The sequence below is a fragment of the Clavibacter vidaverae genome (assembly GCF_047529985.1).
Taxonomy (GTDB): Bacteria; Actinomycetota; Actinomycetes; order Actinomycetales; family Microbacteriaceae; genus Clavibacter; species Clavibacter nebraskensis_A.
In genome coordinates this window covers 2,621,480-2,632,945 of the sequence record NZ_JBLJAM010000001.1, presented here as the reverse complement: position 1 = coordinate 2,632,945, position 11,466 = coordinate 2,621,480, and the positions used below count along the sequence as shown (strand labels likewise).

The following is an 11,466-nucleotide window of genomic DNA, read 5'->3' as shown; positions in this document are numbered from 1 at the left end:
CGCCCGTTCCGGCGACAAGAGGAGACATTACGCGGACCACCCCACCCCCGCAAAACAACCCGCATCCCGGGCGTGTCGCGACGGCCCCCCGCGGCGGCACGGGCACGGTCCCGGGAGGACCGTCCCCGTCCATCAGTGGAAGAAGTGGCGCTCGCCCGTGAAGTACATGGCGACGCCGGCGGCGCGGGCGGCCTCCACGACCTCCTCGTCACGGACCGATCCCCCGGGCTGGACGACGGCGCGGACGCCGGCGTCGAGGAGGACCTGGAGCCCGTCCGCGAACGGGAAGAACGCGTCGGAGGCGGCGACGGATCCGGATGCGCGATCACCCGCGCGCGTCACCGCGAGCTGGCACGAGTCCACGCGGTTCACCTGCCCCATGCCCACTCCTACGGACGCGCCGTGGTGCGCCAGCAGGATCGCGTTCGACTTCACCGCACGGCACGCCTTCCACGCGAACTCGAGGTCGGCGAGCGTCTGGTCGTCCACCGGCTCGCCGGCCGCCAGGGTCCACGACGCGGACAGGCGCGTGCCGTCGGTCGGGAACGCATCCCCCGACTGCACCAGGTAGCCGCCCGAGATCTGCCGGGCCTCGAGGTCCTCGCGGCGGTAGTCCTCCGGGAGGGTGAGCAGGCGCAGGTTCTTCTTGGTCTTCAGCAGCGTGAGCGCGTCGTCGTCGAACCCGGGCGCCACGAGGACCTCGGTGAAGATCTCCTTCACCGTCTCGGCCATGCCCAGCGTCACGGTGCGATTCGCGGCGATGACCCCGCCGAACGCGGAGACCGGATCGCAGTCGTGCGCGCTCCGGTGCGCCGACGCGATGGCGTCGACCGCTCGGGGCGGGGCGACCGCGATGCCGCACGGGTTCGCGTGCTTGATGATCGCCACGGCCGGTTCCGCGAAGTCGTAGGCGGCCCGCACGGCCGCGTCCGCGTCGACGAAGTTGTTGTAGGACATCTCCTTGCCGTGGAGCTGGACCGCCTGGGCGATGCCGGCGCCGTCGCGCCGCCGGTACAGCGCCGCGTCCTGGTGGGAGTTCTCGCCGTACCGGAGCACCTGCGCGAGCTCTCCCTCCACGGCCCAGCTGGCGGGCCATGCGGGTCCGCCGGGCGCCGCCGCATCCGGGCCGACGACGGTGGAGCGGAAGTAGTCCGCCACCGCGCGGTCGTAGTCCGCCGTGTGCGCGAAGGCCGCCGCCGCGAGCCGGCGGCGCTGGTCGAGGGTCGTCCCCCCGGACCGGACGGCCGCGACCACCTCGTCGTAGCTGGACGGGGACACGACGATGGCCACGTTCGCGTGGTTCTTGGCGGACGCGCGCACCATCGCGGGGCCGCCGATGTCGATCTGCTCGATCACGTCCGAGGTGGGAGCGCCCGAGGCGACCGTCTCCACGAACGGGTACAGGTTCACGACCACCAGCTGGAACGGCGAGATGCCGAGCTCCGCGAGCTGCACCTCGTGCGACTCGAGCCGGAGGTCGGCGAGGAGGCCGGCGTGCACGGCGGGGTGCAGCGTCTTCACCCGCCCGTCGAGCGACTCCGGGAACCCGGTGACGTCCTGCACCTGCGTGACGGGGAAGCCCGCGTCGGCGATGGTGCTCGCGGTGGATCCGGTGGAGACGATCTCGACGCCGGCCTCCGCGAGCGCCGACGCCAGCTCCAGCAGGCCGGTCTTGTCGCTGACGGAGACGAGGGCGCGTGCCACCTCGATGCCGTCTCGATCGCGGAACAGGGACGGGTCGTGACGGGGTCCGCTCATGCCGGGGACAGCTCCTTGAGGTCGATGGTGCCGAGGGAGATGGCGCGCACCGTGTCGACGAGGAGCCTGCGCTCCACGACCTTGATGCGCTCGTGCAGGGTGTGCTCGGTGTCGCCCGGTTCCACGGGCACGCGCTCCTGCGCGAGCACCGGCCCGGTGTCGACCCCCGTGTCGACGACGATGATCGACGCCCCGGAGCTCGTGGCCCCGGCGGCGATGGCGTCGCGCACGGCGTGGGCGCCCGGGAACTCGGGGAGGTACGCCGGGTGCGTGTTGACGATGCGCGGCGCGAAGGCCTCGACCGCGCGCGGCGGCAGGAGGCGCATGAACCCGCTGAGGACGACGAGGTCCGGCTCCCAGCCCGCGATGGCGGAGGAGAGCTCGTCTCCCCACGCCGCCCGGTCGGGGAAGCTCCCGAAGGGGACGGTGAACGTGGGGATGCCGCGCTCCTCGGCGAAGAGGAGGCCGTCGGCGTCGCGGTCGGCTCCGACGGCGATCACCCGCGCGGGGTAGTCCGCGTGCTCGGCCGCCTGGAGGAGGGCGTGGAGGTTGGTCCCGCTGCCGGAGATGAGGACGACCACGTTGAGCACGCGCACAGCCTATCCGCGTCCCTCGGGGCTGCGCCGGACCAGCGGGGCCATCAGGCCGGACACGAACATGCCCGCGACGGACGCGACCCCGACCTCGAGGAAGGCGGCCAGGAGGATCCACCCGGCTGCCGGTCCCACGTCGCTAAGGCGGCCCGGACCCGCCGCTCCGCCCGAGAGCAGCGCGAGCAGGGCGAGGACCCCGGCGGCGACGACGCCCATGCCGAGCCCCGCCGCCAGGAACCACGGCCAGCGCCGCGCCTCGGGCTCCGGGATCCGGGCCACCCGCGGCGAGAGCGCGACCGCCGCGACGAAGGAGACGACCACCGGCACGAGGATCCCGAGGAAGCCGAGGTCGAGCGCCCCCTGCGGCAGGACGCCCAGCACGGGGAGCGACGGGAGCGGGCCGACGGACGTGCCGAGCGGCGACACCGACGACCCGGTGCCGAGCGCGAAGCCCGGCCCGACGAGCCACGACGACGCCCAGACGACCAGGTTCGGCAGGAGCGCGAGCTGCCCGAGCGTGAGCGCGACGCCGCCGACGATCCCGGTCTGCAGCGTCTCGTACAGCGTGATGACGGTGGCGTACTGGAGGCCGAGGAGCACGGCGACCACGACCGCGGAGATCGCGAGGACCGCGAACGCGGCGGCCGCTCCCCCGCGGACGGCCGTGGCCGCCACGGACACGGCGCCCTCGGGGAGGCGGTCGAGCGCGTCCCGCGCACCCCGGATGGTGCCCGCGGCGCGGCCGGACGACAGGGACGACCACCAGCGCCCGGCGCGCGCGCGGTCGACGCGCGCGATGCCACCGATGAGGAGGCCGAGCGCGAGGACGAGCGTCGGCAGGACGGCGCCCCGCACGATCGCCGGCGCGACGCCCTCGTGCTGCGCGGCGAGCGCGAGGCCGAGGGACAGGGCGGCGGTCGTGCCGATCGCGGCGAGGACTCCGGTGCCCGGGTGGTCGGTCTCGATGATGCGGCGGCCGGCGCGGATCCCGAGGAGGAGCGTGAGGAGGGCGAAGCCGAGCGGTGCGAGGGTCAGCGCGAACGGCGCGTCCACGGCGGGGAGCCCGAGGGCCGCCGCGAGCGCGGGATCCAGCGACGCGGTGAGCGGCACCCCATGCCCGAGCAGCCAGAGGTCGATGGCGGCGCGACCGAACAGAGCCCAGTCGACCTGCAGGTCGTACTGCCCCGCCCACAGCGCGGTGAGCGGCACGAGGGGCAGGGCGACGCCGACCCCCACCACCAGGAGCGCCTCGAGTGCCGCGAACAGGGCGGTTGCGTGTCGGTTCATGCCTCGACGACCCTACCGGCCGGGCCCCGCGCGACCCGTCCGGCCGCGGGCGCGCCGGGCATCCGGTGGAGGATCCGCCTGGGGAGGGGCGGCGGCACGGCGACGGCCCGCATCCACGGGGGATGCGGGCCGTCGGGCGTGCGCTCGGGAGCGCCTCGGCGCTACAGCGCGGCGAAGACCTCGCGGAGGAGGTTCGCCGTCTCGGTCGGCGTCTTGCCGACCTTGACGCCGGAGGCCTCGAGGGCCTCCTTCTTGCCCTGCGCCGTGCCGCTGCCGCCGGAGACGATGGCGCCGGCGTGGCCCATGGTCTTGCCCTCGGGAGCGGTGAAGCCCGCGACGTACGCGACGACCGGCTTGGTGACGTGCGCCTTGATGTACTCGGCCGCGCGCTCCTCGGCGTCGCCGCCGATCTCGCCGATCATGACGATGGCGCGCGTCTCGGGGTCCGCCTCGAACGCCTCGAGGGCGTCGATGTGCGTGGTGCCGATGATGGGGTCGCCGCCGATGCCGATGGCGGTCGAGATGCCCAGGTCGCGCAGCTCGAACATCATCTGATACGTGAGCGTGCCCGACTTCGACACGAGGCCGATGGGGCCGGCCTCCGTGATGGTGGCGGGGATGATGCCGGCGTTCGACTTGCCGGGGCTGATGATGCCGGGGCAGTTCGGGCCGACGATGCGGGTCTTCCCGCCCGTGCTCTTGGCGTGCGACCAGAACTCCGCGGAGTCCTTGACCGGGATGCCCTCGGTGATGACGACCGCGAGCGGGATGGCCGCGTCGATCGCCTCCACCACCGCGCTCTTCGCGAAGGCCGGCGGCACGAAGATGACCGACACGTCGGCGCCCGTCTCCGCCATGGCCTCGGCGACCGAGCCGAAGATCGGGAGCTCGACGCCCTCGATCGTGACCGTGCTGCCCGCCTTGCGCGGGTTGACGCCGCCCACGACCTTGCTGCCGGACGCGAGCATGCGGCCCGCGTGCTTGGTGCCCTCGGAGCCCGTGAGGCCCTGGACGATGATCCTGCTGTTCTCGTCGAGAAGAATCGACATCTATCTGTTCCTGTTCTCTCGGGAGTTAGGCGGCGGCCAGCTCGGCGGCCTTGTCGGCGGCCTCGTCCATGGTGCCGACGACGGTGACGAGGGGGTGCGCGCGCTCCTCGAGGATGCGGCGGCCCTCCTCGACGTTGTTGCCGTCGAGGCGGACGACGAGCGGCTTGGTGGCGGCGTCGCCCAGCTTGTCGAGCGCGCCGACGATGCCGTTCGCGACCGCGTCGCACGACGTGATGCCGCCGAAGACGTTGACGAATACGCTCGTGACCTGCTCGTCGCCGAGGATGACGTCGAGACCGGCGGCCATGACCTCGGCCGACGCTCCGCCGCCGATGTCGAGGAAGTTCGCGGGGCGCACGCCGCCGTGCCTCTCGCCGGCGTAGCTGACGACGTCGAGCGTGGACATGACGAGCCCGGCGCCGTTGCCGATGATGCCGACCTGGCCGTCGAGCTTCACGTAGTTGAGGTCCGACTCCTTGGCCTTGGCCTCGAGCGGGTCGGCCGCGGCCGCGTCCTCGAGGGCCGCGTGGGCCTCGTGGCGGAAGCCGGCGTTCTCGTCGAGGGTGACCTTGCCGTCGAGCGCGATGACGTCGCCCGACTCGGTGAGCACGAGCGGGTTGACCTCGACCAGCGTCGCGTCCTCGTCGCGGTAGACCCACCACAGGCGCTCGAACACGGGCGCGACCTTGGCGATGAGCTCCTCGGGGAACGAGGCGGCGCGGGCGATCTCCTCGGCCTTGGCGGCGTCGATGCCGGTGACCGGGTCGATCTCGATGCGGGCGAGGGCCTCGGGGCGCGTGACCGCGAGCTCCTCGATCTCCATGCCGCCCTCGTAGCTCGTGAGCGAGAGGTAGGAGCGCTCGGCACGGTCGAGCAGGATCGAGAAGTAGAACTCCTGCTTGATGCGGGCGCCGGCCGCGACCATCACGCGGTGCACGGTGTGGCCCTTGATGTCGAGCCCGAGGATGGACTGCGCCGCCTCGTACGCCGCGTCGGCGCTCTGGGCGACCTTGACGCCGCCGGCCTTGCCGCGGCCGCCGGTCTTCACCTGCGCCTTCACGACCACGGTGCCGCCCAGCTTCTCGGCCGCGGCGCGCACCTCCTCGGCGGTGTCGGCGACGATCCCCGGGAGGACCGGGACGCCGTAGGACTCGAAGAGGTCCCTGGCCTGGTATTCGAAAAGATCCACGCGTGTCATCCCATCCGCACCCGCGCTCGGCGGTTACGTGCGTCGTTCGAGGCTGCGGTGCCACGACCGTCTGGTGGCGGCACCCGGTGTGTAGCGGCTGGCCGACGCCCGCGCCGCCCCACCGGGGTGGTCCGGCCCGCCGCGTCGACGACCGTGGAGAGCCTATCGGGTCCCGCGTCGGGCGACCGGGGCGGTCGCGGACGGTGCGCCCGCGGGTCCGGCCCGTGCCTGGGGAGGGAGACTGGGCGGATGAGGCCGAGGACGCATCCCGCGCGGCGGCGGGACGGATCCATCCGCGACATCGCGGGCGAGGGGATCCTGCTGGCCGCCGGCGCGCGGGCCATCCTGCTGCAGATCGCCGACCCCTCCGTGGCGCGCGGCGTCGCGGAGCACAGCGACTTCGCGTCCCGTCCGCTCGACCGCCTCGAGGGGACGCTCGGCTACATCTACGCCGTCGTCTTCGGCTCCCCCGCCGAGGTCGCCCGCGCACGGCGCATCGTGGGACGCGCCCACGCGCCGGTGCGGTCGGACGCCCCCGCCGCGGACGGCTCCGCGCCGGCGTACTCGGCCTACGATCCGGACCTCCAGCTGTGGGTGGCGGCCACCGTCTACGACAGCGCGATCACGATGTTCGAGCTCGCCTTCGGTCCGCTCCCGGAGGAGTCCGCCGACCGGATCCACCGGGGGTACGCCGTGCTGGGCACCGCCCTGCAGGTGCCCGAGGGGCGCTGGCCGGCGGACCGCGCCGCCTTCCGCGCCTACTGGGAGGAGCGCGTCGCCGCCCTCGAGCCGACGGCGGACGCCCGACGCGTGGCCCGGACGCTGCTCGGCGGACGCGGGGCGCCGCCGGCCGTCCGCGCGGTGATGCCGCTCGTGGCTCTCGTGACCGCGGGGCTGCTGCCGCCCGGGATCCGGTCGGGCTTCGGGATGCGATGGGACGCGCGGCTGGAGCGCCGCTTCGCGCGTGCCCTGGGTGCGATCTTCGCCGTGAACCGGCTGCTGCCGCGCGCCGTCCGGGAGGCGCCGCGGACGGTGATCACGCGCAGGTACCGGCGGCGGCCCGTCGGGTGACGGCACGGGGCCGCTCCTGCACAGGCTGAGCGCCCGGCGTCCCGTCCCCGGCTCACCGCCGGACGGTATCGGTCGCCGACCCCGCACCGCACCCTGCGGCCATGACACGGACACCCGCCCACTCCTCTCGACGTCCTCATCACCCATCCCATCGACTCCGAGGCACCGCCCGCCTCGCGTCGGCGCTCCTCGGCGTCGGCCTGGCGCTCGGGCCCGCGCTCGGCATCGCGGCGAGCGCCGTCCCTCCGGCCGAGGCCCTCAGCGCCACCTCCCGCGGGGTCGGCTACGCCTCCGGCCCGGACGGACGATGGCTCGGGTCGTACCGGCTCGACGACGGGCGGCTCGGCTTCTGCATCGACGTCGGGCTCAGCGCTCCGCCCGGCCACGACTACGCGCCGGTGGACGACGCGGCACGCTCCCCGGACGACCGGGCGCGGCTCGCCTACATCTCCCGCAGGTGGGCGGGATCCGCGGATCCGGACACCGCCGCCGCCGGGCAGCTCGCGACCTGGAGCGTCACCGGGCTCGGCGGGCACGACCTCGCCTGGTACGCGGCCCGTGCCGGCGACCGGGCGGGCATCGTGGCGTCGCGCGCGCAGGACATGCTCGCCGAGGCCGGATCCGCGACGGGCGCCTCGCGCTCCGTGACCGCCGCGGCCAGCGTCGCCCTCGGCGACGACGGCCACGGCACCGTGCGCGTCGACCTCCGCGCCGACTTCCTGGCCACCGGACCGGCGGACGTCCCCGCCGGGTCGCACACGGGCACCGTCACCCTCGAGGGCGCGGTCTTCGCGGACGGGGGCACACGCGCGCAGGTGGCGAACGGCACACCGCTGCCCGTCATGGCCACCGGGTCCTCCCCGGCCCTGCACGTCACGGCGCGCGCCGTGTTCTCCGATCTCCCGTACGGCGACGCGCTGGACGCGGTCGGCACCGGCGGGGCGTCGCAGCGCATGATCCTGGCCCGCCCCGCGGACGCCCGGGCGGACGCACGCGCCGAGGCGCATGCGCCGAGCCCGCTCCCCTTCGCCCCGCGGGTCGTCACGAGCACATCGCGCGCGGTCGCCGCGGCCGGCGACGACATCGCCGACCGGCTCCACGTCTCCGCGGATCCCGCCGCCCCGGCCGAGCACGGCCGCCCGGCGACCTCCGACGGCTGGGGGCTCGTCCGCCGCGACGACGGGAGCCTCGGGCCCGTGCCCGTCACCGTCCGCAGCAGGCTCCTCGGCCCGTTCCCGGAGCAGGTGGGGCCCGAGCGCGACGACGTCCCGGACCACGCGCCGGAGGTCTGCGAGGTGGCGACGCGCGTCGACCGCGGCCCCGGCGACTACGCCACGCCCGCCTGCCGCGTGCCCGCGGGCGGCTACTACACCTGGGTCGAGACCATCTCGCCGGACGACACGTCCATCGCCGACGGACGAGGGCGGGTGCTCCCGTGGCGTTCCACCTTCGGCGCGGCGACGGAGACGACGCAGGTGCCGCAGCCGCCGCGCATCACGACGCGGATCGGGGCGCGGGAGGTCGTGGCGGGCGACTGCGAGACCGACACCCTGCACGTGACGTCCTTCGTGGGCGTCGGGGCCGTCCCTGTCCGCGTCCGGCTCATCGGCCCGCTCGCCGCCGAACCGGCCGAGGGCGCTGCCGTCCCGGTGCCGAGCGACTCCGCGTCCGCGGCACCCGGATCCGCCGTGCGGCTCACCGACGACGGCGACGTGACCACGCCCTGCATGCGCGTCGACGCACCCGGGTGGTACGTCGCGGTGCTGGACAGCGCGGGACGACCTGCCGGCGATGCCGACGGGGCCGCCATCGCCCCGTTCTCCGACCACGTGGCGCACGCGAGCGAGGCGTTCCACGTCAGCCCGCCCGCGTCCGCGACTCCGCCCGCTCCGCCCGCGCGCACGCAGCTCGCGATGACCGGCGGGGCTCCCGGGGTCGACGTCCCGGGGGTCGAGGGGCCGAGCCGCGTCACCGCGGCGCAGCTGGCGTACGCGGCGGTCGGCATCGGAGCGCTCGGGGCCCTGGGCGTCGGCGCGCGACGCGTCGGCCGTCGTCGCCGTCCGGCTAGAGCTTCTCGATGGGCGCGATCTTGATGAGCAGGCGCTTCCTCCCCGCCGGCCCGTCGAACTGCACCTCGGCGATGCGCTTGCGCCCCTCGCCCGTGACGGCGGTGACGCGGCCGTCGCCGAAGTCGGTGTGGCGGATCCGGTCGCCGAACGCGAGCTCCAGGTCGCCGTTGTCGCGCACCTGGCCCGTGACCGTGTTGGCCCACTGGGTCTTCGGGCGCGCGGGCGGCGGCAGGGCCGGGTCCTCGAAGCCGCTCGTGGACCGCGACCGGCCGCCGTATCCGCCGCCCTCGCGCCGGGCGTTGAGGGCACGCGGTTGAGTGCCCCCGCGGGACGTCGCCATGCCGGGCGACTGCTTCCAGTCGATGAGCTCGGCCGGGATCTCCTGCAGGTACCGGCTGGGCATGGCCACGTTGACCTCGCCGAACTGCGCGCGCGTCATGGCGAGCGAGATGAAGAGGCGGCGGCGGGCCCGCGTGATGCCGACGTAGAACAGCCGGCGCTCCTCGGCGGGACCGCCCGGCTCGTTGGCGGACATGCGGTGCGGGAGCAGGTCCTCCTCCACGCCGGTGAGGAACACGGAGTCGTACTCGAGCCCCTTCGCCGTGTGCAGGGTCATGAGGGAGACCGTGCCGCTCGAGTCGTCGAGCTCGTCGGCCGCCGCGACGAGGGAGACCTCGGTGAGGAAGTCGACCAGCTGTCCCTCGGGGTTGTTGCGCGAGAACTCCTTCGTCACGGCGACGAGCTCCTCCACGTTCTCGGCGCGCGCCTCGTCCTGGGCGTCGCGGCTCGCGCGCAGCGCCTGCACGAGGCCGCTCTTCTCGAGCAGCGTGGTCACGAGGTCGCCCACGGAGGTGCGCCCCTCGGGCCGGTCGGGATCGAGCAGCAGCGCCACCTCGTCCAGCATGCGGGAGAGCGTGAGGATCGCCTGCGTGACCTTCGGCCCGAGCCCCAGCTCGGACGCGCGGCGCATCGCCTCGCGGAACGTCACGCCGTGCGCCTCGGCGAAGTTCGCCAGGGCCGTCTCGGTGGCCGGCCCGATGCCGCGCTTCGGGGTGTTGAGGATGCGGCGGAGCGCGAGCACGTCCGCGGGGTTGGCCACCGCGATCAGGTACGCCATCGCGTCCTTGATCTCGGCGCGCTCGTAGAACTTGGTGCCGCCCATGATCCGGTACGGCACCGCCGAGCGGATGAGGATCTCCTCGAGCGCGCGCGTCTGCGCGTTCGTGCGGTAGAAGACGGCGATCTCCGAGTAGGCGGTGCCCTCCTCGTGCAGCTTCTGGATCTCGTCGGCCACGAACTGCGCCTCGTCATGACCCGAGTACCCCGTGAAGCCGACGATCTTGTCGCCGTCCCCGATGGAGGTCCACAGCTTCTTGTCCTTGCGGTCGAAGTTGTTCGAGATGACGGCGTTGGCCGCGGTGAGGATGTTCTGCGTCGAGCGGTAGTTCTGCTCGAGGAGCACCACCTTCGACTGCGGGAAGTCGCGCTCGAACTCGGTGATGTTGCGGATGTCGGCGCCGCGGAAGGCGTAGATGGACTGGTCGCTGTCGCCCACCACGGTGAGCGAGGCACCGTCGATGCCGCCCATGCCGTTGGTGGACATGCGGGTGTCGACGGGCACGTCGTCGGGTGCCACGGCGCGCGTGAGCTCGCGGATGAGGGAGTACTGCGCGTGGTTCGTGTCCTGGTACTCGTCCACCAGCACGTGCCGGAAGCGCCGCTGGTACAGCGCCGCCACCTTCGGGAACGCGCGGAAGAGGAACACGGTCTGGCCGATGAGGTCGTCGAAGTCGAACGCGTTGGCCGCGGCGAGCGACCGCGTGTACTGCCGGAAGATCTCGACGAACATCGCCTCGGCCGGGTCGTTGAAGTTCGCCGTGCGCGCGAAGGTGTCGGCGTCGGAGAGCTCGTTCTTGAGCTTCGAGATGCGGCCGGAGACGGAGGAGACCGTGAAGCCGAGCGTGTCCGCGTCGAGCTGCTTGATGATCCGCTTGATGAGGACGCGGCTGTCGGCGGAGTCGTAGATCGTGAAGTTCTGCGTGAAGCCGAACGCCTCGGCCTCGCGACGCAGGATGCGCACGCAGGCGGAGTGGAACGTCGAGATCCACATGCCCTCGGACGCCTGGCCGAGGAGCGACTCCACTCGCTCCCGCATCTCCGCCGCGGCCTTGTTCGTGAAGGTGATGGCGAGGATCTGGCTCGGCCACGCCTCCCGCGACTCGATGAGGCTCGCGATGCGGTGGGTGAGCACGCGCGTCTTGCCCGAGCCGGCGCCGGCGACGATGAGGAGGGCCGGACCGCGGTAGACGACCGCCTCGCGCTGCTCCGGGTTGAGGCCCTCGAGCAGCGGATCCGCCGGGGTGCCGGACCCCCCGCCGGCGCTCCCGTGCCCGTCGAGGATGATCGGCGTGCGGGAGGCGGGAACGGCGGCGGGGTCGGCACTCATGTCG

8 protein-coding genes are annotated in these 11,466 nt (G+C 73.7%); 2 read left to right on the top strand and 6 right to left on the bottom strand.

All coding sequences use genetic code 11. The features are described 5' to 3' along the window. Positions 1–132: 132 nt before the first annotated feature. The 5 genes from purH to sucC all read right to left on the bottom strand — a co-directional run bounded on the left by purH (position 133) and on the right by sucC (position 5,876). Positions 133–1,758: a bifunctional phosphoribosylaminoimidazolecarboxamide formyltransferase/IMP cyclohydrolase gene (purH, locus tag ACMT9T_RS12705; protein WP_414745839.1), complete on the bottom strand. Its 1,626-nt coding sequence runs from the start codon at positions 1,756–1,758 to the stop codon at positions 133–135. Next, entirely contained in the window at positions 1,755–2,348 is a 594-nt protein-coding gene (gene purN, locus ACMT9T_RS12700) for a phosphoribosylglycinamide formyltransferase (RefSeq protein WP_414745838.1), read from the bottom strand. The genes purH and purN overlap by 4 nt, the downstream gene beginning before the upstream one ends. 9 nt (positions 2,349–2,357) lie before the next feature. Further along, the gene (locus ACMT9T_RS12695) at positions 2,358–3,638 is read right to left on the bottom strand and encodes a cell division protein PerM (protein WP_414745837.1); all 1,281 of its coding nucleotides are present in this window, start codon (positions 3,636–3,638) and stop codon (positions 2,358–2,360) included. Between the two features lie 161 nt (positions 3,639–3,799). After that, positions 3,800–4,687 carry a succinate--CoA ligase subunit alpha gene (gene sucD / locus ACMT9T_RS12690; RefSeq protein ID WP_012039236.1) on the bottom strand — a complete coding sequence of 296 codons (888 nt, stop codon included), beginning with the start codon at positions 4,685–4,687 and terminating at the stop codon, positions 3,800–3,802. 25 nt (positions 4,688–4,712) lie between these two features. Then, on the bottom strand, positions 4,713–5,876 hold the full coding sequence (sucC, locus tag ACMT9T_RS12685) for an ADP-forming succinate--CoA ligase subunit beta (RefSeq protein ID WP_414745836.1): 1,164 nt from the start codon (positions 5,874–5,876) through the stop codon (positions 4,713–4,715). A gap of 249 nt (positions 5,877–6,125) precedes the next feature. On the opposite strand from sucC, the gene ACMT9T_RS12680 reads away from it, so the two are divergent. Beyond that, on the top strand, positions 6,126–6,947 hold the full coding sequence (locus ACMT9T_RS12680) for an oxygenase MpaB family protein (protein WP_414745835.1): 822 nt from the start codon (positions 6,126–6,128) through the stop codon (positions 6,945–6,947). Positions 6,948–7,048: 101 nt separating this feature from the next. Then, complete coding sequence (locus ACMT9T_RS12675; protein WP_414745834.1) at positions 7,049–9,040, top strand: hypothetical protein; 1,992 nt, start codon at positions 7,049–7,051, stop codon at positions 9,038–9,040. Here ACMT9T_RS12675 and ACMT9T_RS12670 read toward each other — a convergent pair. After that, positions 9,012–11,462, bottom strand: a complete 2,451-nt coding sequence (locus ACMT9T_RS12670; RefSeq protein WP_414745833.1) for an ATP-dependent helicase — start codon at positions 11,460–11,462, stop codon at positions 9,012–9,014. The two genes, ACMT9T_RS12675 and ACMT9T_RS12670, sit on opposite strands and share 29 nt — an antisense overlap. Positions 11,463–11,466: the final 4 nt, after the last annotated feature.

Excerpts from the sequence above, each read along its gene's own strand:
- ACMT9T_RS12680 (WP_414745835.1), top strand. The coding sequence starts at position 6,126 with ATGAGGCCGAGGACGCATCCCGCGCGGCGGCGGGACGGATCCATCCGC.
- ACMT9T_RS12670 (WP_414745833.1), bottom strand. The coding sequence starts at position 11,462 with ATGAGTGCCGACCCCGCCGCCGTTCCCGCCTCCCGCACGCCGATCATC.
- sucD (WP_012039236.1), bottom strand. The coding sequence starts at position 4,687 with ATGTCGATTCTTCTCGACGAGAACAGCAGGATCATCGTCCAGGGCCTC.
- purH (WP_414745839.1), bottom strand. The coding sequence starts at position 1,758 with ATGAGCGGACCCCGTCACGACCCGTCCCTGTTCCGCGATCGAGACGGC.
- ACMT9T_RS12675 (WP_414745834.1), top strand. The coding sequence starts at position 7,049 with ATGACACGGACACCCGCCCACTCCTCTCGACGTCCTCATCACCCATCC.
- ACMT9T_RS12695 (WP_414745837.1), bottom strand. The coding sequence starts at position 3,638 with ATGAACCGACACGCAACCGCCCTGTTCGCGGCACTCGAGGCGCTCCTG.